This window comes from Arenimonas metalli CF5-1 (assembly GCF_000747155.1).
In the GTDB taxonomy this organism is placed as follows: domain Bacteria; phylum Pseudomonadota; class Gammaproteobacteria; order Xanthomonadales; family Xanthomonadaceae; genus Arenimonas; species Arenimonas metalli.
Genome location: NZ_AVCK01000011.1, coordinates 95,792 through 119,758 on the forward strand (window position 1 = coordinate 95,792; position 23,967 = coordinate 119,758).

Consider the following 23,967-nt stretch of genomic DNA (forward strand, 5'->3'; position numbering starts at 1 on the left):
CTCTGACCCCTTTTTTGATGGGGGTTCCCTGACATAATCCGGGGCCATGGAAGACACCCGCGTCATTGCCCCCGGCGCCACGCGCGAAGACGAACTGGCCGAGGCCAGCATCCGGCCCAAGCGGCTGGACGACTACCTGGGCCAGCAGCCGGTCCGCGAGCAGCTCAAGATCGCCATCGAAGCCGCCAAGGGCCGCGGCGAAGCCATGGACCACGTGCTGATCTTCGGGCCGCCGGGCCTGGGCAAGACCACGCTCAGCCATGTCATCGCCAACGAGCTGGGCGTGAACCTGCGCACCACCTCGGGCCCGGTGATCGAGCGCGCCGGCGACCTGGCCGCGCTGCTGACCAACCTGCAGCCGCACGACGTGCTGTTCGTGGACGAGATCCACCGCCTCTCGCCCGTGGTCGAGGAAGTGCTGTACCCGGCGATGGAGGACTACCAGATCGACATCATGATCGGCGAGGGCCCCGCGGCCCGCTCGATCAAGCTCGACCTGCCGCCCTTCACCCTGATCGGCGCCACGACCCGCGCCGGCCTGCTCACCGCGCCGCTGCGCGACCGCTTCGGCATCGTCCAGCGGCTCGAGTTCTACAGCGCCGAGGAGCTGACCCGCATCGTCCGCCGCTCGGCCAGCATCCTGGGCATCGAATGCGCCCCGGACGGCGCCGGCGAGATCGCCCGCCGCGCCCGCGGCACGCCCCGCATCGCCAACCGCCTGCTGCGCCGCGTGCGCGACTTCGCCCAGGTGCGCGCCGGCGGCACCATCACCCGCCCGGTGGCCGACGAGGCCCTGGCCATGCTGAAAGTCGACGCCGAGGGCTTCGATACCCTGGACCGCCGCATGCTGGGCATGATCATCGAGAACTTCGACGGCGGCCCGGTCGGCGTCGAGTCGCTGGCCGCGGCCCTGAGCGAGGAGCGCGGCACCCTCGAGGACGTGATCGAGCCCTACCTGATCCAGCAGGGCTACCTGGTCCGCAGCGCCCGCGGCCGCATGGTGACCCACAAGGCCTACACCCACCTGGGCCTCAAACCCCCTCGCAAGGCCGTCCCGCCCGACCTGTTCGAGTCATGAGCGCGGTTCCGTTCAGCTTCCCGATAAGGGTTTATTGGGAGGATACCGACGCTGGCGGGGTGGTTTACCACGCCAGCTACGTGCGGTTCCTTGAACGCGCCCGGACCGAATGGCTCCGGGCGATGGGCATCGGGCAGCAGGGCCTGCGCGAAAGCGAGGACCTGGTGCTGGTGGTCCGCGCCATGCAGCTCGATTTCCACCAACCCGCCCGGCTCGATGACGAACTGCTCGCCAGCGTCGTCGTCACCGAGCGGCGCCACGCCAGCCTGTTGATCGGGCAGGTGATTACCCGGGGCGACCAGGTCCTGGTCCGCGCGACTGTCCGCGTGGCCTGCCTGGTGGCCTCCAGTTTCCGCCCGCGTGCCCTGCCCGAATGGCTGGCCGTGGATTCCACGTAACCCGGAGCACCCAAGATGCCGCACCCGAACGCCCTGATCCTCGCCGCCGCCCCGGTGACCGAGCTCCCGACCGAGGCGTTGCCCGCCGCGACGGACGCGGCCGCGGCGGCCGGCGGCTCCGGCATCAACTACCTCGAGCTGATGCTGCACGCCAGCTGGCCGGTGCAGCTGATCGTGCTGATGCTGCTGCTGGGCTCGGTGATGAGCTGGGTGATCATCTTCCGAAAGAACCGCGTCTTCGCCCGCGCCGCCGACGATGCCGACGAGTTCGAGACCCGCTTCTGGTCGGGCGTGGACCTGACCCAGCTCTACCGCTCGGCCACCGACCGCAACCGCGTGGTGTCGGGCCTGGAGGCGATCTTCGAGGCCGGCTTCCGCGAATACGCCCGCCTGCGCCAGAAGAAGGGCCTGGACGGCCGCACCCAGCTCGAGGGCGCCCAACGCGCCATGCGCGCCACCTACGCCCGCGAGGTCGACCGCCTCGAGCACAACCTCGAGCTGCTGGCCAACATCGGCTCCACCGCGCCCTACGTCGGCCTGGTCGGCACCGTGTTCGGCATCATGGTCACCATGCACGGCCTGTCCACGCAGCAGAGCGCGTCCATCGCCGCCGTGGCCCCGGGCATCTCCGAGGCGCTGTTCGCCACTGCCATCGGCCTGTTCGTGGCGATCCCGGCGGTCTGGGCCTACAACCGCTTCGCGACCAAGGTCGAGCGCATCTCGGTGCGCTACGAAAGCTTCGCCGAGGAGTTCTCCTCGATCCTGCAGCGCCAGTCCCACGTCGAGGAATAAGCGGGTAACCCCGTTTCCCCCGACCACACGTTGAGAGCTGTCGCCATGTCCGCCACCATCACCCGCCACCGCAAGCGCCGCAAGCTCAAGGCCGACATCAACGTCGTGCCCTACATCGACGTGATGCTGGTGCTGCTGATCATCTTCATGGTCACCGCGCCGCTGCTCAGCCTCGGCGTCGACGTCGAGCTGCCGCAGGCGCGCGCCAAGCCGATCGAGCAGCAGAAGGAGCCGGTGATCGTCTCGGTCACCGCCGAGGGCGCCTACGCGCTCAAGCTCGAGGGCGGCGCCAACGAGCCGATCGACGCCACCGAGCTGCAGGCCAAGGTCGCGGCCTTCGTGCGCGCCAACCCGGAGGTGCCGGTGTTCGTCGCCGGCGCCCGCGACGCCGATTACTCCACCGTGTTCGACACCATGGTGCTGCTGCAGCAGGCCGGCGTGCCGCGCGTGGGCCTGATGGGACAGCCGCCGGAAAATGCACGCTGATACCGCCCGCCCCGGGGACGTGCAGGACGACATCGCGGCGCCGGTCGCGATGGCGGTGGCCCTGCACGTCGGCCTGCTGGCGCTGCTGCTGGTCGCCGGCTGGTGGCAGCCCGCGCCGCAGGTGATCTCGGTCGCCGGCCCGGTGGTCGAGGCCTCGCTGGTCGTGTCGCCGTCCGACGTGGTCGCCGCCGAGCGCAGCGCCGCCGAAGCCCCCAAGCCCGAACCCACGCCGCCGCCCCCGGTGGAAGCCGCGCCGCCGCCGCAGCCGCTGCCCGCGCCGCAGCCCCAGGACGCGCCCGACGAGGCCCAGCCGGTGCCGCAGGAGCGCGTGCCCGAGCCCTCGCCGGTCGAACAGGATGCGGTCGCGAAGCTGGCCTTGGAGCAGGAGCAGGCGAAGGAGCGCGAGGAGCAGGAGGCCAAGCGCATCCAGGAACAGATCGACCTCACCGAGCGCGAGCGCAAGCAGGAGGAGGCCGAGCGCCGCCAGCGCCTGCGCGAGCAGCAGCTGGCCCAGCTGGCCGAGATCCGCAAGCAGAAGGAAGAGGCTGAGCGCCAGTCGAAACTGGAAGAACAGCGCCTGCGCCAGCTTGCCGACCGGGAGACGGCGCCGGCGCCCAGCCCGGCCCCGGCCCAGCCCGCCGGCGGCAACAACGGCGTCGACACCGACCTGGCCGCGCGCTACGCCCTGGCCATGCTGCAGACCGCCGAGATGAACTGGAACCGCTCGCTGGCGCCGGAAAGCACCCCCTGCAAGGTCCGCTTCACCCAGATCCCGGGCGGCGAAGTGATCGACATCAGCTTCCTGTCCTGCCCCTTCGACGGCCAGGCGCGGGAGTCGGTGGAGCGCGCGCTGCGCCGTTCGCCGATGCCCTATGCCGGCTTCGAACCCGTGTTCCAACGCCAGATCGACCTGACTTTCTGCTACCCCCAAGAGGCCTGCCCACGATGAGACGCTTACTGACCTTCCTGGCGTTCGCGCTGCTGCTGCCCTTCGGTTCCGCCCAGGCCCAGGGCCTGGACATCGGCATGGTGCAGGGCCGCGACGGCGCCCTGCCCATCACGATCGTGCCGATGCCCTACCTTGGCACCAGCGTGGCCCCCGACACCGACATCGCCGCGGTCATCCGCGCCGACCTCAACCGCTCCGGCCAGTTCAACGCGCTGTCCGAACAGGACGTGATCGAGAAGCCGATCCGCGGCAGCGAGATCAAGTTCCCGACCTGGCGCGTGCTCAAGCAGGACTTCATCGTCGTCGGCCGGGTGCTGGACAACGCCGACGGCGGCTACCGGGTCGAGTACGAGCTGTACGACGTGGCCAAGCAGGAGCGCATGCTCGGCCTGGCCGTCGGCGGCCGCGCCCGCGGCATGCGCGACGTGGCGCACCAGATCGCCGACCAGGTGTACGAGAAGATCCTCGGCGTCCGCGGCGCCTTCTGGACCCGCATCGCCTACGTCACCGCCAACGGCCTGGGCGGCAACACCCAGTACGCGCTGATGATCGCCGACTCCGACGGCTTCAACCCGCAGACGGTGGTGAAGTCGCGCGAGCCGCTGCTGTCCCCGGCCTGGAGCCCGGACGGCCGCAAGCTGGCCTACGTCAGCTTCGAGCGCGGCAATTCGACCATCTACGTGCAGGAAATCACCACCGGCGCCCGTGAGGTCCTGGCCAGCTTCAAGGGCATCAACGGCGCCCCGTCCTTCTCGCCGGACGGCCGCCGCCTGGCCCTGACCCTGTCCCGGACCGGCAACCCCGAGATCTACGTGATGGACCTGGCCACCAAGCAGGTGACCCAGGTGACCCGCCACTACGGCATCGACACCGAGGCGGTGTGGTCGGCCGACGGCCAGTCCCTGGTCTTCACCTCGGACCGGGCCGGCAAGCCCCAGCTCTACCAGGTGCCCGCTTCGGGCGGCGAAGCGACCCGGCTCAGCTTCCAGGGCGACTCCAACGCAAAGGCCAGTATTTCCTTTGACGGCAAGAAGATAGCTATGGCGCAGGGCAGCGGAAACGTTTATCGTATTGCCGTTCTAGACCGCAGTTTTGGCGGGGCAGGGCGTTGGCAGACGCTGTCGCCGGGCAACCTCGACGAGTCGCCCAGCTTTGCCCCGAATGCCAGCATGCTGCTTTATGCAACCAAGGAAGGTAGGCGCGGAGTGCTGTTCGCAGTGTCTGCGGATGGCAGTGTGCGACAGCGTTTGGTGTTGGCCGATGGTGACGTCCGGGAGCCCGCCTGGTCACCGTTCAGGCAGAGATAAGCAAGGACGGGCCGAAAATAACCACAGCTACAACCCCTGCATCCGAATAATAAGAGGCTTCCCCAATGAACATGACCACCCGCGTGCTGCTCGCCGCTTCGATCACCGTCGCCCTTGCCGCCTGCACCAAGAAGACCAAGCCGGTTGAAGAAGCCGTCACCGAGACTCCGGCCGTGACCCAGCCGGTCTCCGACGGCCGCTACACCCCGGCTGACCTCGACACCGACTCCTGCCTGCGCCAGCGCACCGTGTACTTCGACTTCGACCAGGACACCCTGCGTCCGGAGTTCCAGGCCATCATGGCCTGCCACGCCAAGTACCTGAACGACCGTCCGGAGTCGCGCATCACCCTCGAGGGCAATGCCGACGAGCGCGGTACCCGTGAGTACAACCTGGGCCTCGGCGAGCGCCGCGGCAACGCCGTCTCCGGCGCCCTGCAGGGTGCGGGTGGTTCGGCCGGCCAGCTCACCGTCGTGTCCTACGGCGAAGAGCGTCCGACCTGCGGCGAGTCCAGCGAGACCTGCTGGCAGCAGAACCGCCGCGTCGAAATCGTCTACACCGCCAAGTAAGCGATGGGACGCCAGCGCATCCTTTGCGTTGTGACCGTGGTGGCGGCCCTCGTGGCCGCCACTCCGGCCGCTGCCCAGCGACTGAGCCTCGGCGAGCGCGTCACGCTGCTCGAGAACAAGGCCAATACCGAGAACCAGGCGGCGGTGCAGGGCAACATCGAAGCCCAGAACCGCATCGTGCAGCTGCAGTCGGAAGTGCAGTCGCTGCGCAACCAGATCGAGACGCTGCAGAACGAGATCGAGCAGCTCAAGCAGACCAACCGCCAGCAGTACCTCGACCTCGACGGCCGCCTCGCGCGCCTCGAAGGCGGTGCCGCCCCGGCCAATCCCGCGTCACCCCAGAATCCCGCCGCCGCGCCTGCCGCGCCGGCCGCCAATCCCGCGACTGCGCCGGCCACGGCCGCGCAGGCCCCGGCCGCGGATGCCGCCGCCCCGGCCGCTGTCGATCCCGCCGCCGAGGAAGCCGCCTACCAGGCCGCCCTCGATGCGCTGGTCGAGCGCTTCGAGGCCGACGAATCCGCGCGCCTGTTCCAGCGCTTCCTGCGCGACTACCCGGCCAGCGCCCTCGTGCCCAACGCCTACTACTGGCTGGGCGAGAGCTACTACGTCACCCAGAACTACGAGCTCGCGCTGGAGGCTTTCCAGACGCTGCTGTCGCAGCACGCCGGTTCGCGCAAGGAGGGCGATGCCCTGCTGAAGCTGGGCTACTGCCAGATCGCCCTGGGCCAGCGCGCCGCGGGCGAGGAGTCGCTGCGCCAGGTGTCCGCGCGCTTCGCCGGCACCGACGCCGCGGGCAAGGCCGAAAGCCGCCTGCGCACGCTCGCCCTCGAAAACCGCTGATCCCGGCTCCGCGCCGGCCCCCGCCATGGAAACCCCGGCCGCCGAGCGCCTGCGCCTGACCGAAATCTTCCTGTCCGTGCAGGGCGAGGCCCGCGCCGTGGGCTGGCCCACCGTATTCGTGCGGCTCACCGGCTGCCCGCTGCGCTGCCAGTACTGCGACACCGCCTACGCCTTCCACGGCGGCGAGTGGTGGGAGATCGACACCATCCTGGCCGAGGTCGCGCGCCACGGCGTCCGCCACGTCTGCGTCACCGGCGGCGAGCCGCTGGCCCAGAAGCGCTGCCTGAAGCTGCTCGAGGCGCTGTGCGACGCGGGCTACGAGGTCTCGCTGGAAACCTCGGGTGCGCTCGACATCGCCGGCGTCGATCCGCGCGTGAGCCGCGTGGTCGACCTCAAGACACCGGGCTCGAAGGAAATGCACCGCAACCTGCTGTCGAACCTGCCGCTGCTGACCGCGCACGACCAGGTCAAGTTCGTCATCTGCGACCGCGCCGACTACGAGTGGGCGCGCGCGATGGTCGCCGAGCACGCGATCGCCGGACGCTGCGACGTGCTGTTCTCGCCAAGCCAGTCCGAACTCGCCCCGCGCGACCTCGCCGACTGGATCATCGCCGACCGCCTCCCGGTCCGCTTCCAGCTCCAGCTCCACAAGGTCCTCTGGGGCGATACGCCGGGTAAGTAGGGTCCACTGATTGAACGCGGATCAGAGCGGATGGACGCGGATAAAGGCGGATAAAGCGAAACCTTTTTGAATGGATCCGGCTTTTCATTTCGATTGCTCTATCCGCCCTTATCCGCGTCCATCCGCTCTGATCCGCGTTTGAATATTGATAATCGGTCTACGCAATGACGACACAGCAGCGCAAGGCAGTGGTATTGGTTTCCGGCGGGATGGACTCGGCGGTCGTGCTGGCGATGGCGCGCGAGCAGGGGTTCCTGTGCCATGCGCTCAGCGTGTCGTACGGGCAGCGGCATACCTCGGAGCTGGCCGCCGCCGCCGCGCTCGCCGCGCTGCACGGCGCCGAGCACAAGGTCGTGACCGTGGACCTGCGCAGCATCGGCGGCTCGGCGCTCACCGCCGACATCGCAGTGCCCGAGGCCGCGGCGGCCGGCATCCCCGTCACCTACGTGCCGGCGCGCAACACCATCATGCTGTCGATCGCGCTGGGCTGGGCCGAGGTGCTGGGCGCCGACGACCTGTTCTGCGGCGTGAACGCGGTCGATTACTCCGGCTACCCGGACTGCCGCCCGGAATTCATCGCCGCGTTCGAGTGCCTGGCCAACCTGGCCACCAAGGCCGGCGTCGAGGGCCACGCCCTGCGCCTGCACGCGCCGCTGATGCGGATGTCCAAGGCCGACATCGCGCGCGAAGGCGCCCGCCTCGGCGTGGATTTCTCGGCCACCGTGTCGTGCTACCAGGCCGACGCCGACGGCCGCGCCTGCGGCCGCTGCGACGCCTGCCGCCTGCGCGCCGAGGGCTTCGCCGCCGCCGGCCTGCCCGACCCCACGCGCTACGCCTCGCGCGAATGATGGGTTAGAATCACCGCCCCGAGCGCCGGCAAGCCGCGCCCGGGTCTCGATGGGCCGTTAGCTCAGTTGGTAGAGCAGAAGACTTTTAATCTTTTGGTCGATGGTTCGAATCCATCACGGCCCACATTTTTTGGAGGCAGCGCCTCCAAAAAATCCCACCTTTCCTTCGCGCTTCGCGCTCGAAAAGGCGGGCCCCGGTTCGTATTCACCCGATCCCCCGCGCCTGTCGGCGCGCCCGCCTTACCAAGGGGGGCTTGGGCGATTGCGGCATTCGGCATGAAAAAGGGGTCTGGGAAAAAAGGGGTCAGAGTAATTATCCGTTTCAAACGAATAATTATTCTGACCCCTTTCTTTCGCATCACTTCCGATCCCTGCGCCTGTCGGCGCGCCCCCTTACCAAGGGGGCTTTCCTCCATGAGGCGCGCGGTGGAGCCCGGGTTTCGAATCAGAACGCGCGGGAGAAGGTGAGGGTGCCGAAGGCGGGGAGTTCTTGCTGGCCTTCGAATTCGCGGGTGCGGCGGACGTGGGTGGCGGTGAACTTCCAGGGGCCGCGGGTGATGGCGACGCCGAGGACGAGGTCGGCGACGGCGTCCTTGGGTTCGACCGAGTGGCTGTCCTTCGAGGTGTTGCCGTCGAAGAGGATGTCGTTGCCGACCCAGCGGCCGTCGAGGGCGATGAAGCCGTGCCAGCGGATGGCTTCGACGTTCTCGTCGCGGATGCCGGGGGCGCTGTTGTCGCCGCCGAGGCGCAGCGGGTTCGAGCCGAAGTCGTCGGGCAGGTGCTTGCCGAAGCGCAGCTCGGCGCCGGCGTTGGCGTAGGAGGCGAGGTTGCCCACGGCGCCGCCGGCGTGGCCGATGGCATCCCAGCGCCAGCCGCCGGCGGTGGTGGCGAAGTCACGGCGCCAGGCGCGCTCGTGCGCCAGCTGCACCACCACTTCGTCGCGCAGCTGGTTGTCCCAGCCCTTGAAGCGCGGGCGGCCGAACCACTGGTGCAGCGAATCCTGGCCCATCTCCGCCTGCGCCGAGGGGCCGACCATGCCGAGGCGCAGCTGGGTGGTGCCGAGCCGGTTGCCCTTGCGCGCGTTCAGCGCGACCGACAGCGTGGCGACGCCGGCGTAGGGGCGGTCTTCCGCGATCACGTCGCTGCGGGTGCCGTCGGTGGGCGTGTAGGTGCCGTGCTGGAAGCCGAGCACCACGTTGTTCTGTTCGCCCTCGGGGACCAGCCAGCCCAGGCTGCGGGCGGCGAGGCGCACCGGCGCGGCCAGGCAGTCGGCGTCGAAGCGTTCGACATTCGGCGAGACGTAGGTGACCACGAAGCCGTTCGTGTAGCCCTGGTCCTGGCCTTCGCGGCCGTAGAGGTCGTTGTCCGAGCGCAGCAGCCAGGTGGCGCGGTCCTCGCCGTCGTCGGCGGGGGCGGGGCAGGCGGCCTGGGCCAGGGCGGGGGCGAGGAGGAGGGCGGTGGCGGCGAGCGCCGGGAGGCGGAGGGTCATGGAGCCTGGCTTTCGTGGGGGACGCGCCATGTTACCGGCCCGGCGGCGCGGGTGATGGACGCCGGGTGAACACGCGGTGGCGCGCCTTCACGCGCTTCGGGCGACTCGCGCGCGGCGAATGCGGGCCGGGACGCCCCGGGCCTCAGGCGGTCTCGGCGTCGCGAAGCGCCGCCAGCACCTGCTCGCCGTAGCGCTCGAGCTTGGCGGCGCCGACGCCGCTGACCTGGCCCAGCGCGTCCAGCGTGCCCGGGCGGCGCTCGGCGATGGCACGCAGGGTGGCGTCGTGGAAGATCACGTAGGCGGGCACCGATTGTTCGCGCGCCAGCTCGGCGCGCAGCTGGCGCAGGGCTTCGAAAACGGGCTGGTCGGCGGCATCCAGGGACATCGGGGCCGGTGCGCCGCCGCCGCGTGCCGCACGGGCGCCCTTCTCGCGCTTGCGCACGGACTCCTCGCGCAGGTGCACCGACTGCCCGCCCTTGAGCACGGGCCGGCTGGCGTCGGTCAGGCGCAGGCTGCCGTGGCCCTCGACGTCCACTTCCAGCAGGCCCATCGCCACCAGCTGGCGGAACACGCCCTTCCACTGCCGCGCGTCGAGCTCGGTGCCGATGCCGTAGGTGCTGAGCTGGTCATGGCCGAGCTGCCGGATGCGGTCGTTCTCCGAGCCGGTGAGCACGTCGACCAGATGGGTGACGCCGAAGCGCTGGCCGGTGCGGTAGACGCAGGACATGGCCTTCTGCGCGGCGACGGTGGCGTCCCAGGTGCGCGGCGGCTCGAGGCAGTTGTCGCAGTTGCCGCAGGCGCGCGGGTAATCCTCGCCGAAGGCGGCCAGCAGGGTCTGGCGACGGCAGCGGGTGGATTCGCAGTAGCCCAGCAGCACGTCGAGCTTGCGGCGCTCGAGCCAGCGGCGCTCCTCGCCGGCCTCGGAGTTCTCGATCATCTGGCGCAGCATCACCATGTCGCCCAGGCCATAGCAGAGCCAGGCCTCGGCGGGCTCGCCGTCGCGGCCGGCGCGGCCGGTTTCCTGGTAGTAGCCCTCGAGCGACTTGGGCAGGTCGAGGTGGGCCACGAAGCGCACGTCGGGCTTGTCGATGCCCATGCCAAAAGCGATCGTGGCGCACATCACCACGCCGTCCTCGCGCAGGAAGCGGCGCTGGTTGGCGGCGCGCACGCCCGCGTCGAGGCCGGCATGGTAGGGCAGGGCGGTGAGGCCCTGCGCAGACAGGTATTCGGCGGTTTCCTCGACCTTGCGGCGCGAGAGGCAGTAGACGATGCCGGCGTCGCCGCGGTGCGCGGCCAGGAAATCAAGCAGCTGCCGCCGGGCGTTGTCCTTGAGCTGCACCCGGTAGCGGATGTTGGGCCGGTCGAAGGAGGTGATGAACTGGCGCGCCTCGTCCAGCCCCAGCCGCTCGGCGATCTCGCGCCGGGTGGGCGCGTCGGCGGTGGCGGTGAGGGCGATGCGCGGCACCTGCGGCCAGCGCTCGTGCAGCAGGTTGAGCTCGCGGTACTCGGGGCGGAAGTCGTGGCCCCACTGCGAGACGCAGTGCGCCTCGTCGATCGCGAACAGGGCGACGTGGGTGCGTTCGAGCAGGCGCAGGAAACGGTCGGTGAGCAGGCGCTCGGGCGCGACGTAGAGCAGGTCGAGGTCGCCGGCCAGCAGCCGCGCCTCGACCGCGGCGGCGGCCTCGCCCGACAGCGAGGAGTTGAGGTAGGCGGCGCGGACGCCCAGCTGCTCCAGCGCCTCCACCTGGTCCTGCATCAGCGCGATCAGGGGCGAGACGACGATGCCGGTGCCCTCGCGCAGCAGCGCCGGCACCTGGTAGCACAGGGACTTGCCGGCGCCGGTGGGCATCAGCACCAGGCAGTCGTTGCCGGCGACCAGGTGCTCGACCACCGCGGCCTGCTCGCCGCGGAAGTCGGCGTAGCCAAACACGCGGCGGAGCAATTCACGGGCAGGGGTCGTCATGGCGACAGTTTACCGGCCCCGGACGTGGACGCGGCGGCAGGTTGCCCCGCCGCCGCCTCGGAAAACCGCCCGCCGGGGCCTGCGCTTACTCGAGCAGCGAGCGCAGCATCCAGGCGTTCTTCTCGTGCACCTGCAGGCGCTGGGTGGCCAGGTCGACCGAGGGGTCGTCGCCGGCGCCGTCGGCGGTCTTGATCACCTTTCGCGCGGTGCGGCAGACGGCTTCGTTGCCGACCACCAGCTGGCGGACCATTTCACGCCAGTCCAGCGCGCCGGGCGCTTGTTCTTCCTTAATGCTCGAGAGCTGCACGAATTCGGCATAGGAACCCGGCGCCATGTAGCCGAGGGCGCGGATGCGCTCGGCGATCTCGTCCAGCGCGGTCCATTCCTCGGTGTACTGGGTCATGAACATGGTGTGCAGGGTGTTGAACATCGGCCCCGTCACGTTCCAGTGGAAATTGTGGGTCTTGAGGTAAAGCGTGTAGCTGTCGGCCAGGAAGTGCGAGAGGTCACCGGCGATCTTCTTGCGGTCCTTCTCGCCGATGCCGATGTCGATCTTCGGCGCGCCGGACGTTGCCTCTGCGGGTTTCTTGGAAGCCATGGCTTTCCTCCTTCGCTTTTGGACCCGCCCATACTACGCCAGCACGGGTTTAGCGCGGATGAACCGGGGCCGTGGCCGCTACAATACACGGCCATGACGCCCGCCGCGCCGCCCATTCCCGCCTTCCCCGACCACGCCGCGCTCACGCGCGACCGCGGGCGGCTGCTGCGCCTGCTGGGGCAGTGGCGCAAGGCGCCCGACGACGCTGCGCGTCGCGCCGCCTACGAGCAGGCGTTGGCCGCGTCCGTCGCCGCGCGCGAACAGCGCGACACGCAGGCGCCCACGCCGACCTTCGACGACAGCCTGCCGGTGGCGCGCGAGGCGGACACGCTGGTGGCGCTGATCCGCAAGCATCCGGTGGTGGTGGTCGCCGGCGAGACCGGTTCGGGCAAGACCACCCAGCTGCCCAAGATCTGCCTGGCCGCGGGCCGCGGCCGCGCCGGCATGATCGGCTGCACCCAGCCGCGCCGCATCGCCGCCCGCGCCGTCGCACGGCGCGTGGCCGAGGAGCTGCAGTCGCCGATGGGCGGCGCGGTCGGTTACCAGGTGCGCTTCACCGAGAACGTGGGCGACAACACCTTCGTCAAGTTCATGACCGACGGCATCCTGCTGGCCGAGATCCAGTCCGACCGCTGGCTGTCGAAGTACGACACGATCATCGTCGACGAGGCGCATGAGCGCAGCCTCAACATCGACTTCCTGCTGGGTTACCTGAAGCAGCTGGTGCGCAAGCGGCCGGACCTGAAGCTGGTGATCACCTCGGCCACCATCGACACCGAGCGCTTCGCGAAGCATTTCGACGGGGCGCCGGTGGTGAGCGTGGAGGGGCGGAGTTTCCCGGTCGAGGTCCGTTACCGGCCCGATGATGCATCGGAGGAAAAGTCGTACCAGGTTCATTTTTCCGGAGAAGATCGCGCTTCGAAGCCGGGTCAGGCCCGGAAAAATGAACCTGGTACGGCTTCCCCGGCTTCTCGCGAGGCGCGCCCTCTCGCGGAGGCCATCGTCGCGGCGGCGGACGAAATCACCCGCGAAGACCCGCAGGGCGACGTGCTCGTCTTCCTGCCCGGCGAGCGCGAGATCCGCGATGCCCACGCGGCGCTGAACCGCCGCAAGTACCGCAGCACCGAAGTGATCCCGCTGTACGCGCGGCTGTCGGTGAAGGACCAGGACAAGGTCTTCAACCCCGGGCCGGGACGGCGCATCGTGCTGGCCACCAACGTCGCCGAGACCTCGCTGACGGTGCCGCGCATCCGCTACGTGATCGACCCCGGCGTGGCGCGCGTGAAGCGCTACAGCCCGCGCGGCAAGCTCGACCGCCTGCACATCGAGCCGGTGAGCCAGGCCAGCGCCGACCAGCGCAAGGGCCGCTGCGGCCGCATCGCCGCGGGCATCTGCTACCGGCTGTACTCGCAGGACGATTTCGAAAGTCGCCCGCGCTACACCGATCCGGAGATCCTGCGCGCCTCGCTGGCGGGCGTGATCCTGCGCATGCTGACGCTGGGCCTGGGCCGGGTGGAGGACTTCCCCTTCATCGACGCGCCCGATTCGCGCGCGATCGCCGACGGCTGGCAGACGCTGCTCGAGCTGGGCGCGGTGGACGAGCAGCGCCAGCTCACGGCGATCGGCCGCCAGATGGCGCGCCTGCCGGTGGACGTGAAGCTGGCGCGCATGCTGGTGGCCGCGCAGGCGCTGGGCTGCCTGCCGGACATGACCGTGATCACGTCCTTCCTCGGCATCCAGGACCCGCGCGAGCGTCCCGCCGACGCGCGCGAGAAAGCCGACAACGCGCATGCCGAATTCACGGATCCGAACTCCGAGTTCGTCGGGATCCTGAAGCTCTGGGAAGCGCACCACGCGGCCCACGAGGACCTGACGCAGTCGAAGCTGCGCGACTGGTGCGAACGCCGCTACCTCGCCTTCCTGCGCATGCGCGAGTGGCGGGAGCTGCATCGCCAGCTCTTGCTGGCCTGCGAGGAGCTGTGGCCGGATGCCACGAATCAAAAGACGTACCAGGTTCATTTTTCCGGAGGGGAGACCGGCAGTGGCCAGGATCGACTCCGGAAAAATGAACCTGGTACGGCTTCTCGCGAAGCGAATCAAAATTTGCATCGGGCGTTGATCGCGGGCTTGCCGACCCAGATTGGCCACCGCAGCGAGAAGGGGCTTTACGACGCACCGCGACAGCGCAAGTTCTCGCTGTTCCCGGGCTCGTCGCTAAGCAAGCTGCCGCCGGGCAGGAGCCCAAGTGCCCCGAAGGCCATGGATGGCCGGGAGGGGCCTCCGGCTTGGGTGCTGGTCGCGACCTTGCTCGACACCCAGAAGGTCTGGGGCATGACCGCCGCGCGCATCGAACCCGACTGGGTGATCGCCGAGCTGCCGCACCTGCTCGCGCGCAAGCACTTCGACCCGCACTGGTCGCGGCGCCAGGGCCGCGTCATCGGCAGCGAGCAGGTGTCGCTGTTCGGCCTGGTACTGGCGCCGAAGAAGCCGGTGCACTACGGCGGCCTGTACCCGGCCGAATCGCGCGAGATCTTCGTGCGCCAGGGCCTGGTGCCGGGCGAGGTGGACACCCGCAGCCCCTTCCTCAAGCGCAACCTCGCCACGCTCGGGAAGGCGCGCGAAGAGGAGGCCAAGCTGCGCCGCGCCGGCCTGGTCGCCGACGAGGACTGGCAGGCGCGCTGGTACCTCGACCGCCTGCCGCCGGAGCTCAATTCGGTCGCCGGCCTCGACAGCTGGTACGGCAAGCTGCCGCCCGAACAGAAGAAGTCGCTCGAGTGGTCGCTGGCCGACCTGCTGCCGGGCGAGGGCAGCGAGGCCGAACGCTTCCCGAAGTACTTCGCGCTCGGCGACGCCCGCCTTGCGCTGCACTACCGCTTCGAGCCCGGCCACGCCGAGGACGGCGTCACCCTCGACCTGCCGCTGCACCTGCTGATGGCGCTCGACCCGACGCGCCTGGGCTGGCTCGTGCCCGGCCTCGTCGAGGAAAAGGCCACGGCCCTGATCCGCGGCCTGCCCAAGGCGCTGCGCCGCAACTACGTGCCCGCGCCGGATTTCGCCCGCGCCTTCGCCGAGGCGCACCCGAAGCCCGAGGCCGACAGCCTGCCCGGCAGCCTCGCGCGCTTCCTCACCCGCGCCACCGGCGCGCCGGTCGCGGCGCTGGATTTCGACGAAGCCGCGCTCGAGCCCCACCTGCGCATGAACCTGCGCCTGGCCGAACGCGACGGCCGCGTGCTGGCGCAGTCGCGGGACCTGGCGGAACTGCGCGCGCGCTTCGGCAGCGACGCCGAGCGCGCCTTCGCCGAGCGCGCGGGCGAAGACCTCGCGCGCGACGGCCTCACGACCTTCCCCGACACGCCGGTGCCGCGCGAAGTGCCCGGCGCCGCCGGCGTGCCGGCCTACCCGGCGCTGGTGGACCAGGGCGAGACCGTCGCGCTCAGCGTCTTCGCCGATCCGCACGAGGCCGCGCGCGAACACGACGCCGGCGTCCGCCGCCTGGCCGCGCTGGCGCTGGCCGACAAGTTGCGCCAGGCCCGCAAGCAGCTGCCGGTGTCGCCCAAGCTGGCGCTGCTCTACGCCGCCATCGAAGGCTTCACCCAGGCCCCGGGCCAGGCGCCCGCGCACGAGCACCTTCGCACCGACCTGGCCCAGGCCGCGCTCAATGCCGTGCTCGAAGGCGACTTCGCCGACGTGCGCGATGCCGACGCTTTCCGCCGCTTGCTCGACACGGCCGGCAAGCGCCTGTTCGCCGAGGCCATGGCGCGGCTGCAGCTGGCCGAAGCGATCCTCGGCGGTGTCGCCGAAATCAAGCCGCGGCTGGAGTCGCCCCTGCTCGGCTGGGCGAGCGGCAACCTCGACGATCTCAAGGCGCAGCTGGCGGGTTTGGTGCCGCCGGGCTTCCTGCGCGACACGCCCGCGGGCCTGCTGGCCGACTACCCGCGCTACCTCAAGGCCCTGTCGCTGCGGGCCGAGCGCGCCCTGCGCGACCCGCAGCGCGACCAGGCCCGCATGCTCGAGCTCAAGCCCTTCCACGATGCGCTGCTGCAGGCACGGAAGACCGGCCGTGCGCAGGAGCCCGGCTGGCAGGAGCTGCGCTGGGACCTCGAGGAACTGCGCGTCTCGGTGTTCGCGCAGGAGCTGGGCACCAAGCGCCAGGTCTCCGCCAAGCGCCTCGCGCGCCAGCTCGAGGCGCTTACTCGACCCGCCTGACCTTGGCGCGGGCGTTGTAGCCCTCGATCCGCAGGCTCCACGAACCGAAGGCCGCCGGCAGGCAAGCAGGAAGGGCAGGCGCATGGCGTGGCTTCCGTAGCTGGTTAGACTGGGCGGGACTCCTCCGGATTCTAGCCTTGACGCCTCCCCGCGCCACGCCCCGCCTCCACGACTGGTTCGCCGGCCACGCCGCCCACGCCCCGCTGCTGGCGGCGCTAAGGGACGCGGCCGCCGCATTGCCGCGCGCGCCCGAGGAAACCCTGGCCGTCCACGTGCTCGCCGTGCTGCAGCCGCTGCGCGCCGATCCGGAGGTGCTGGCGGCCGCGGCGCTGCACCTGTGGCCCGCGCTGCGCGCCGCCGTCGCGCCCGAGGCGCTGGGCCCGCGCCTGCCGCCGCTGCTCGAAGGCCTGGCCGCCGCCGACCAGGTGCGCGCGCTGCACCACCAGCGCCAGGGCAAGGGCAGCGCCGAAGGCCTGCGCCGCCTGCTGCTGGCCCTGGTGCGCGACCTTCGCGCGGTGCTGGTGCTGCTGGCGATCCAGCTGGTGCGCCTGCGCGAAGCCGGCACGCTCGAGCACGAAGCGCGCCATGCGCTGGCCGAGCTCACCGCCGACATCTACGCGCCGCTCGCGAACCGGCTCGGCATCTGGCAGCTCAAGTGGGAGCTCGAGGATCTCGCCTTCCGCTGGCTTCAGCCCGAGACCTACCAGCGCATCGCCCGCCTGCTCGACGAGAAGCGCGGCGACCGCGAGCGCTTCATCGAGGACGCGATGGCGCGCATCCGCGCCGCGCTGGCCGAGGCCGGCATCACCGCCGACGTCGCCGGCCGCCCCAAGCACATCTACAGCATCTGGAAGAAGATGCAGCGCAAGGGCGTGCCCTTTAGCGAGCTCTACGACATCCGCGCGGTGCGCGTGCTGGTGGACGACATCCCCGGTTGCTATGCCGCGCTCGGCCTGGTGCACCAGCTCTGGCCGTCGATCCCGTCCGAATTCGACGATTACATCGCGCACCCGAAGGGCAACGACTACCGCTCGCTGCACACCGCGGTGATCGGCCCCGGCGGCCGCACGCTGGAAGTGCAGATCCGCACCCACCAGATGCACGAGCACGCCGAACTCGGCGTCGCCGCGCACTGGCGCTACAAGGAGGGCGGCGGCGCCGACGCCAGCTTCGAGCGCAAGGTCGCGTGGATGCGCCAGCTGCTCGAGGCCCGCGACGAGGGCGAAGACGCCTTGCTCGCCGGCTTCTCGACCGAGCTCGTGGAGGACCGCGTCTACGTGCTCACGCCGCGCGGCGAAGTGATCGACCTGCCGCGCGGCGCCACCGTGCTCGATTTCGCCTACGCCGTGCACACCGAGGTCGGCCACCGCTGCCGCGGCGCCAAGGTCAACGGCCGCATCGTGCCGCTCGACCACGCGCCGGCCACCGGCGACCGCGTCGAGATCCTCACCGCCAAGACCGCCGAACCGCGCCGCGACTGGCTGATGGCCAGCCATGCCTTCCTCGCCACCAGCCGCGCCCGCGACAAGGTCCGCGCCTGGTTCCACCGCATCGACCGCAGCCGCAACCTGCAGGCCGGCAAGGAGCTGCTGGAGAAGGAGCTGCGCCGCGTCGCCATGATGCAGGCCGACCTGGCGCCGGTGCTGGCGAAGTTCCGGCTCGATAGCGTGGACGACCTGCACCTGGCGCTGGCGCTGGGCGACCTCGGCCCGAGCCAGGTCAGCCGCGCGCTGCACGACCACGCGCAGGCGCAGAAGGCGCCGCCGGAGCCCGCCGCACTGGTGTCGCGGCGCACGCAGGCGCCGATCGGCAAGGCGCCGTTCACCGTGGAGGGCGTGGGCAACCTGCTCAGCCAGATCGCGCGCTGCTGCCAGCCGGTGCCGGGCGATCCGATCGTGGGCTACCTCACGCGCGGGCGCGGCGTCAGCATCCATCGCGAGGGTTGCCCGGCAGCGCAGCGCCTGCTGGCGCGGCAGCCCGATCGCTTCCTGCCGGTGGAGTGGGGCGGTGCGCGCGCTTCCAGCTACGAAGTCGACATCGTGCTGCACGCCTTCGACCGCAAGTGGCTGCTCAAGGACCTCACGAATGTGATCGCGCAGCTGGGCGTGAACATCCTGGGCATCCAGTCGCGCGTCGATGAATCGCAGGGCCTGGCCGAACTGCGGCTGGCCGTGCGCGTGGCCGACTTCGGCCAGCTCAGCGAGGTGCTGGGCCGCCTCAGCGCCATCCCGGGCGTGCAGGACGCCCGCCGCGTCGGCTGACCCGCGCCCGCCGCAAACCGGGGTCAAGTTTCAAACCTGACCCCGCTCCGGGTTGGCGTTCAGGAAGCGCTGCTATCCTGCCGGCATGACGAAGCCAACGACGCCATGACCGACCGCCGCGTCGACCCCGGCCAGACGCCGGCCCTGGGTTCGCTGGACCAGCTCGACCTGGGCGGCCCGGCGCGCCGCGAGCCGCCTGTGTCGCCGACCGCCCGCGCGGCACGCCGCCCGCGGCGCTGGCCCTGGGTGCTGTTGGCGCTGGTCGTGGTCGGCGGCGCGCTGGCCGTCGCCCTGGGACAGTGGCGCGAACAGATCGGCCGCCAGCTGGTGCCCGAATCCGCGATCAACCGCGAGATCGAAGCGGCGCAGCAGGCCCTGGCCCGCGGTGACCTGACGCGCCCCGACGGCCGCGGCGCACGCGAACAGTTCCAGGCCGTGCTGGCCCGCGACCCCGACCATCCCGCGGCCCGCGCCGGCATGAACGCCGTGCGCGACGCCGCCGTGGCCCAGGCCCGTGCCGCCCTCGCGGCCGGCGACATCGAAACCGCCGCGCAGCGCCTGTCGCTCGCGCGCACCCTGGCAGCCCCGGCCGCCGACCTGTCCCTGCTTGAACTCGAGCTGCAGCGGCTGCAGAGCGCCGGTGCCGACATCGCCGACCTGCTCGGCCGCGCCCGCGAGGCGCAGGCCGCGGGGCAGATCGAACAGGTACCGAACGGCGCGCTGGCGCTGTATTCGGACGTGCTGCGGCGCCAGCCCGACAATGCCCTCGCGCTCGACGGCCGCCGCGAGATCCTGGCCGGCCTGCTGCGCGATGCCGAGACCGCCCTGGCCCGCGGCGACCACGATGTCGCGCTGGCGCTGGTCGCGCGCGTCGTGGAGGCCGACCCCAGCCACCTCGGCCTGCCCGCGCTGCAGGCGCGGCTGGGCGAAGTGCAGCAGCAGCGGCAGCGCCAGCGCGAAGCGATCCTCGCCGCCGCCACCGCCGACCTGCGCGCCGGCCGCCTCGACGCCGCGGCCGCGGGCTACCGGCAGCTGCAGGCCAGCGAACCCGATGCGGTCGAGGCGCGCCAGGGCCTGCAGGACGCCGCCGCGGCGCTGGCCGCACGCGCGCGCCGCGAGGCCGCCGACTTCGACTTCGAAGCCGCCGAAGCTTCGCTGGCGCGCGCGCGCACCTGGGCGCCGGAGTCACCGGAGGTGGAGGCCGCCGCCGTACGCATCGCCGAGGCGCGCGCCGCGCGCGAAGCGCTGCCGCCGCCGTCCGAGGCGGATCCGGACCGCCTGCGCGCCCTGCTCGAGCGCGCGCGCGCCGCGATGCGCCGCGGCGACCTGATCGATCCGCCCGGCGAAGCCGCCTGGGATTTCCTGCGCCAGGCCGCCGCCATCGAGCCCGCCAGCGCCGACCTGCGCGATGCCCAGGCCGAATACGACCGCCGCGCGCGCGCCTGCTTCGAGGACGAGCTGGCCGGCAATCGCCTGTCCGCGGCGCAGGCCTGCCTGGACGCCCGTGCGGCGCGCGAGCGCGGCGGCGATGCGCTGGCGGCGGATCGCCGGCGCCTGGCCGACCGTTGGCTGGCCTTCGCCGACGAGCGCCTGGGCGCGAATGAACTGGCATTGGCGCGCCGCGCGCTGCAGTCGGCGCAGGCGGTGGACCCGAGCCATCCGGGGCTCGGCGCGATGTCCGAGCGCCTGGCGCGCGCCGGCGGCTAGCGCGGGCGCAGGGACGCCAATAGGGTGCGCAGTGTTTCCCGTGCCGCTTCGCTGGAAAAGTGCTTGCGCGTGTTTTCCAGTCCGCCTTCCGCCAGCCGTGCCCAAAGCGCCGGATCCTCGTAGAGTCGCACCACGGCTGTCGCGAAGGCTTCGCTGTCGTCTGCAACCAAGACATCGTCGCCGTCGGCCAGGAACATGCCCTCGACGGCACAAGTCGTTGCTACGACCGGCAGACCGTGTGCCAGTGCTTGGTTGACCTTGCCTTTCACTCCGGCGCCATAGCGAAGCGGCGCGAGGCCGATGCGCGATCCCTCCAGCAATGGGCCGAGATCCGGCACATAACCGTGGAAGACCACGCCGGGCTGGTTGCCCAAGGCCACCACGTCTTCGGGGGCGTCGCCGCCGACCAGGTGCAGCCTGACGCCGGGCAGCCTGTCGCGGATGCGCGGCAGGATGTCACCGACCAGCCAGTTGGCCGCGTCCACATTGGGCGGGTGCCGGTAGCTGCCCACGAAGAGAATATCCGTTCTTTCGTCCCGAGGCCGGCCCGGGCCGTTCACCTCGTGGATATTGGACAAGATGCACACGCTCGCGGCCGGGAGTTCCGCCTGCAGCAGCCTGAGTTCCGCGTCGCTGACTACCCAGGTGCTGTCCACGGAGCCGATCAGCGCCAATTCGGTGTGCCGGGTTCGCTCGGCACGGCGCTGGAGCGAAGCATTGCCAGCGTGGCTGGCTTCCCGCAGCTCGCGCAGGTAGTGCAAGTCTACAGTGTCGAAAACCAAGTGAGCCCGCCTAGCGTGCGTACGGAGCAATGGCAGCACCGGCTCGATGACGTAGTGACGGCTGGCGATCACCAAATCGAAGGAAGGTCCGTGCTCCGCCAGCCAGGAGGGAATGTCGCCTAGGTACGGATGCCACCAGGCCTCCACTCCCATCTGTTGCAGGGCTTCGGTATACCTGCCGTCATGCGCCCGGTTTTCGGGGAAGAATACGACGCTGCAGCCCAATTCACGCATTAGCCGAAGTATCGCCGTCATTCGCAGCGAGCCAGAATCTTTGTCCGGCGTCGGTGTGCATGCGTCCAGGACCAGGACCTTGAACGCGCGGCCACGCTCGCTAGCCTTGTTGGCATTGCTGCCGGCTGGCGCATGCTCGGCCGCGAGCACGTCCCGCCAACGCGCCAAGAACTTCGCCTGGTTGGTAATCTGGTGCCGCTTGACGCCAACGCGGGTATCCGTGCCCGAGGTGATGCCCTCGTGGTGCACAACCTCTGCCGCCGGCTGGTATCTCACCTTCAGCCCGTCACGGCGGACGCGCATCGCGAGGTCGGTATCCTCGTAGTACGCGGGGGAATAGTGGTCGTCGAAGCCACCCAGCTTGTCGAACAGTCGGCGCGGTAGCGCGATCGCAGCGCCCGAGCAGTAATCAACCTCGCGGACGAAGTTGAATCGCGGGTGGTTAGGGTCCTCAAACCGGCCGTAATTCCAGCCCGAAGCATCAGCGAAGATGATGCCGCCGGCCTCCTGCAGCCTGCCGTCCGGGTAAACCAGTTTCGCCCCTGCCAGCCCTGTGTCGGGATATTTAGCGAAGGTCGACAGGAGGGCGTCCAGCCAGCCCGGTCGGACCGTGGTGTCGTTGTTGAGGAACACCACGAATTCGCCGCGTGCAATCGCCACGCCGGCATTACACGCTCCGACGAACCCCAAATTGCTGGCATTGCGAAGGTAGCGGAGTCCAGGCACGCCGGGCAGTACATGCGGAGTGTCATCCGGCGAGCCGTCGTCCACGACGATGACTTCGAAGGACGTCGCGTCGCCGCTTCGGGCCAGTGATTGCAGGCACGCCATCGTGAATTCCAGTTTGCCGTATACCGGTATGATGATGCTCGCGCGCGGCAAGAGCGGCTCAGGAAGCCGGAGCTCGCAATCGACCCCTACTTGGGCTGTCGGCAGTGCTTCGTTGACGGGCTGTGCCGCGCGGCGCGTGCGCAGGCGTTGCCAAGTTTCACGAATCCCGCGGGTACGAAGGCTGTGGACGCCACGCTTCATGAGTGCCCGCAGGTGCAGGGCGTGGTAACGCGCCGCAAGGAACCTGGCGCGGAAGTCCCGTGCTGCCCGACGCGGCAACTCGGTGGCCCGCCAAATGCGGCTGCGCTTTAGCGTGGCTATCTCCGTGAGGGCATCATCCCGCTGTCGCAGAGCGACGTCACGCTGCCTGGCCAGGTCGGCCACGTCCCGTTGGTAGTACCCGTGTGCGTCCGAAAGCTCTCCTTTCAGCATGCACAGCTCAGTGCTTCGCTTGGCCTCCAGGCGTTCGATCTCCAGTCCATGGTGTCTTTGGGCTTCGACGAGCTCGCGCTCCAGTCGGCTAACTTCGAGGTGATACCTTGCCTCGAGGTCCTCCCGCTCCCGCTGCTGGCGTGTCTCGGAGGCGGCGAGTTTCGCGTTCAACTCGGCCAGTGCTGCGACATGTGCGCGTTCGGCTTCGGCCAGTCGCGCGACATGGCCTATTTCCGCCTGTTCCGCCTGGTCCAGTATGGATCGGACCCACTTTGTCCGGCTGTCGAGTTCATCCCGGAGCGCCCGGTTGGTCAATCGTTCGGTATCGAGGGCGTCGAGGCTCCTGACGGCTAATCGCTCTGCATGGAGCATCCGCAGCGAAGCTTGCCCGGCGGATTCGAGCCGCGGTCGCGCGGGGGCGCACGGCAGGATTCGGCGCCAGGCCGATGCCATTTCCGTCAGTGCCGGCACAGCCGGCGGCGGCAGCTTCCGCTCGGCCTCAAGTCCGGCCCGGTCCACCGAGAACTCAATCAAGCGCGCGAGGAGGGCGTTAGGCTCCGGGGTCGAGCTGAAGCCGCGACCCAATTCGGCCATGCGTTCGGTGGTCGCGCCGGGGCGGGAGCACAAGACCGGGACGCCCAAAGCGAGCATCTCGGAAAGCACGTAACTAAAGGTCTCCGGAACGTCGCCCGGGAGCAGCGCGATGTCCGGAGCGATTCGCTCGACCTCACCGGCCAGCGAAGAGTGCTGGTACTCGCGGATGACGGTGATCCGGGGCAGGCCCTCGAAAGGGTCGCCAGCATTACCGCATCCAAGCAGGAAGAACTCCAATCCCTCGGGCAAGTCCCGGAGCATCGCCGCCAGGCACTGCTCACCCTTTCCGCCGTGGATGTGGCCTGGCACCAGGACGCGAAGCGGCTGCCCGGCAGTCCGGCTGGGCGGCGGTACCGGCGTTAGGGGTGCGATGCCGTGCGGCTGCACGTCCCACGGTGCCCCGCAGAGTTCCGGCGCAATGGCCAGCACGCGCCGCCTCGCGAACTCGCTGGGCGCGACCAGTCGCACGCCGCGCCCCAGCACCGTGCGAACGAAGGCGTCGCGCAACGCCAACCAAGCTTGCGCATCGCGAGAAGGGAAAAGGCAAGGTGCGCCGGAGGAAAAGGCTTCGACGAGCGCGGATTCGTCGAATGGCTGGGTCTCGGGGTTGCGTGGGTCGTGCAGCAAGGGCCAGAGCGGGAACGCATCATGGAAGCAGAGGCTCGTCTGCAGGTCAGTTCGAAGCACGTCCAGTGCGAGGCCAACCAGGGACGAGACGAGGACGGCGCCGACGCCCCATTCCTCGATGATCTGCGCAAGGATCTGACCCAGCTCCGCCGACTCCAAGGCACAGGCATCGATGGGCCTCGAGAGCGCCCAGGTACGGACTGGGGGTGCATCCAAGTCGACGTGCAGGCAGAGCCGCTTGCCGAAGGGTGGGAAGTGTTGGTCTCCCTGCGCGAACAGGAACAGGTATTGGCG

17 protein-coding genes and 1 tRNA gene are annotated in these 23,967 nt (G+C 70.0%); 14 read left to right on the top strand and 4 right to left on the bottom strand.

The annotated features are described in order from the left end of the window. Positions 1 to 46 precede the first annotated feature (46 nt). From ruvB to N787_RS03640, 11 genes are all read left to right on the top strand, one after another. Entirely contained in the window at positions 47 to 1,078 is a 1,032-nt protein-coding gene (ruvB, locus tag N787_RS03590) for a Holliday junction branch migration DNA helicase RuvB (protein ID WP_034210864.1), read from the top strand. Beyond that, a complete protein-coding gene (gene ybgC, locus N787_RS03595; RefSeq protein ID WP_034210865.1) occupies positions 1,075 to 1,476 on the top strand; it encodes a tol-pal system-associated acyl-CoA thioesterase in 402 nt (133 codons plus the stop codon). The genes ruvB and ybgC overlap by 4 nt, the downstream gene beginning before the upstream one ends. Positions 1,477 to 1,491: 15 nt before the next feature. After that, entirely contained in the window at positions 1,492 to 2,268 is a 777-nt protein-coding gene (gene tolQ, locus N787_RS03600) for a protein TolQ (RefSeq protein ID WP_034210866.1), read from the top strand. Positions 2,269 to 2,313: 45 nt separating this feature from the next. Further along, positions 2,314 to 2,754, top strand: coding sequence for a protein TolR (tolR, locus tag N787_RS03605; protein WP_034210867.1), 441 nt, complete (start codon positions 2,314 to 2,316; stop codon positions 2,752 to 2,754). Beyond that, the gene (locus N787_RS03610; protein WP_034210868.1) at positions 2,744 to 3,703 is read left to right on the top strand and encodes a hypothetical protein; all 960 of its coding nucleotides are present in this window, start codon (positions 2,744 to 2,746) and stop codon (positions 3,701 to 3,703) included. Before tolR ends, N787_RS03610 begins: the two co-directional genes overlap by 11 nt. Then, the gene (tolB, locus tag N787_RS03615; protein ID WP_034210869.1) at positions 3,700 to 5,010 is read left to right on the top strand and encodes a Tol-Pal system beta propeller repeat protein TolB; all 1,311 of its coding nucleotides are present in this window, start codon (positions 3,700 to 3,702) and stop codon (positions 5,008 to 5,010) included. Before N787_RS03610 ends, tolB begins: the two co-directional genes overlap by 4 nt. A 65-nt stretch (positions 5,011 to 5,075) precedes the next feature. Then, entirely contained in the window at positions 5,076 to 5,579 is a 504-nt protein-coding gene (pal, locus tag N787_RS03620; RefSeq protein ID WP_034210870.1) for a peptidoglycan-associated lipoprotein Pal, read from the top strand. A gap of 3 nt (positions 5,580 to 5,582) precedes the next feature. Beyond that, the gene (ybgF, locus tag N787_RS03625; RefSeq protein ID WP_052575095.1) at positions 5,583 to 6,419 is read left to right on the top strand and encodes a tol-pal system protein YbgF; all 837 of its coding nucleotides are present in this window, start codon (positions 5,583 to 5,585) and stop codon (positions 6,417 to 6,419) included. Positions 6,420 to 6,444: 25 nt separating this feature from the next. Next, a complete protein-coding gene (queE, locus tag N787_RS03630; RefSeq protein ID WP_034210872.1) occupies positions 6,445 to 7,101 on the top strand; it encodes a 7-carboxy-7-deazaguanine synthase QueE in 657 nt (218 codons plus the stop codon). Between the two features lie 164 nt (positions 7,102 to 7,265). Further along, positions 7,266 to 7,949: a 7-cyano-7-deazaguanine synthase QueC gene (gene queC / locus N787_RS03635; RefSeq protein ID WP_034210873.1), complete on the top strand. Its 684-nt coding sequence runs from the start codon at positions 7,266 to 7,268 to the stop codon at positions 7,947 to 7,949. Between the two features lie 51 nt (positions 7,950 to 8,000). Then, positions 8,001 to 8,073: transfer RNA gene (locus N787_RS03640), tRNA-Lys, on the top strand. Between the two features lie 321 nt (positions 8,074 to 8,394). On the opposite strand, the gene N787_RS03645 is transcribed toward N787_RS03640, so the two are convergent. From N787_RS03645 to N787_RS03655, 3 genes are all read right to left on the bottom strand, one after another. Continuing rightward, positions 8,395 to 9,438, bottom strand: coding sequence for a lipid A deacylase LpxR family protein (locus N787_RS03645; protein WP_034210874.1), 1,044 nt, complete (start codon positions 9,436 to 9,438; stop codon positions 8,395 to 8,397). A 142-nt stretch (positions 9,439 to 9,580) separates the two neighbouring features. Continuing rightward, positions 9,581 to 11,401 (bottom strand): DNA helicase RecQ, encoded by a 1,821-nt coding sequence (gene recQ, locus N787_RS03650; RefSeq protein ID WP_034210875.1) that lies wholly within the window; start codon positions 11,399 to 11,401, stop codon positions 9,581 to 9,583. A gap of 85 nt (positions 11,402 to 11,486) precedes the next feature. After that, complete coding sequence (locus N787_RS03655; protein ID WP_034210876.1) at positions 11,487 to 11,999, bottom strand: Dps family protein; 513 nt, start codon at positions 11,997 to 11,999, stop codon at positions 11,487 to 11,489. A 93-nt stretch (positions 12,000 to 12,092) separates the two neighbouring features. On the opposite strand from N787_RS03655, the gene hrpA reads away from it, so the two are divergent. From hrpA to N787_RS03670, 3 genes are all read left to right on the top strand, one after another. Further along, positions 12,093 to 16,205: an ATP-dependent RNA helicase HrpA gene (hrpA, locus tag N787_RS03660; protein WP_034210877.1), complete on the top strand. Its 4,113-nt coding sequence runs from the start codon at positions 12,093 to 12,095 to the stop codon at positions 16,203 to 16,205. 137 nt (positions 16,206 to 16,342) lie between these two features. Next, on the top strand, positions 16,343 to 18,466 hold the full coding sequence (locus N787_RS03665; RefSeq protein WP_052575096.1) for a bifunctional (p)ppGpp synthetase/guanosine-3',5'-bis(diphosphate) 3'-pyrophosphohydrolase: 2,124 nt from the start codon (positions 16,343 to 16,345) through the stop codon (positions 18,464 to 18,466). 105 nt (positions 18,467 to 18,571) lie between these two features. Then, entirely contained in the window at positions 18,572 to 20,173 is a 1,602-nt protein-coding gene (locus tag N787_RS03670; RefSeq protein ID WP_052575097.1) for a hypothetical protein, read from the top strand. Here N787_RS03670 and N787_RS03675 read toward each other — a convergent pair. Beyond that, positions 20,170 to 22,221, bottom strand: a complete 2,052-nt coding sequence (locus N787_RS03675) for a glycosyltransferase (protein WP_034210908.1) — start codon at positions 22,219 to 22,221, stop codon at positions 20,170 to 20,172. The two genes, N787_RS03670 and N787_RS03675, sit on opposite strands and share 4 nt — an antisense overlap. Positions 22,222 to 23,967: the final 1,746 nt, after the last annotated feature.

What these genes read in the sequence shown, in the direction of transcription:
- tolR (WP_034210867.1), top strand. Translation starts at nt 2,314, where the DNA reads ATGTCCGCCACCATCACCCGCCACCGCAAGCGCCGCAAGCTCAAGGCC.
- ruvB (WP_034210864.1), top strand. Translation starts at nt 47, where the DNA reads ATGGAAGACACCCGCGTCATTGCCCCCGGCGCCACGCGCGAAGACGAA.
- N787_RS03610 (WP_034210868.1), top strand. Translation starts at nt 2,744, where the DNA reads ATGCACGCTGATACCGCCCGCCCCGGGGACGTGCAGGACGACATCGCG.
- N787_RS03675 (WP_034210908.1), bottom strand. Translation starts at nt 22,221, where the DNA reads ATGAAGCGTGGCGTCCACAGCCTTCGTACCCGCGGGATTCGTGAAACT.
- recQ (WP_034210875.1), bottom strand. Translation starts at nt 11,401, where the DNA reads ATGACGACCCCTGCCCGTGAATTGCTCCGCCGCGTGTTTGGCTACGCC.
- queE (WP_034210872.1), top strand. Translation starts at nt 6,445, where the DNA reads ATGGAAACCCCGGCCGCCGAGCGCCTGCGCCTGACCGAAATCTTCCTG.
- ybgC (WP_034210865.1), top strand. Translation starts at nt 1,075, where the DNA reads ATGAGCGCGGTTCCGTTCAGCTTCCCGATAAGGGTTTATTGGGAGGAT.
- N787_RS03655 (WP_034210876.1), bottom strand. Translation starts at nt 11,999, where the DNA reads ATGGCTTCCAAGAAACCCGCAGAGGCAACGTCCGGCGCGCCGAAGATC.
- ybgF (WP_052575095.1), top strand. Translation starts at nt 5,583, where the DNA reads ATGGGACGCCAGCGCATCCTTTGCGTTGTGACCGTGGTGGCGGCCCTC.
- pal (WP_034210870.1), top strand. Translation starts at nt 5,076, where the DNA reads ATGAACATGACCACCCGCGTGCTGCTCGCCGCTTCGATCACCGTCGCC.
- N787_RS03645 (WP_034210874.1), bottom strand. Translation starts at nt 9,438, where the DNA reads ATGACCCTCCGCCTCCCGGCGCTCGCCGCCACCGCCCTCCTCCTCGCC.
- tolQ (WP_034210866.1), top strand. Translation starts at nt 1,492, where the DNA reads ATGCCGCACCCGAACGCCCTGATCCTCGCCGCCGCCCCGGTGACCGAG.
- hrpA (WP_034210877.1), top strand. Translation starts at nt 12,093, where the DNA reads ATGACGCCCGCCGCGCCGCCCATTCCCGCCTTCCCCGACCACGCCGCG.
- tolB (WP_034210869.1), top strand. Translation starts at nt 3,700, where the DNA reads ATGAGACGCTTACTGACCTTCCTGGCGTTCGCGCTGCTGCTGCCCTTC.
- queC (WP_034210873.1), top strand. Translation starts at nt 7,266, where the DNA reads ATGACGACACAGCAGCGCAAGGCAGTGGTATTGGTTTCCGGCGGGATG.
- N787_RS03670 (WP_052575097.1), top strand. Translation starts at nt 18,572, where the DNA reads ATGACCGACCGCCGCGTCGACCCCGGCCAGACGCCGGCCCTGGGTTCG.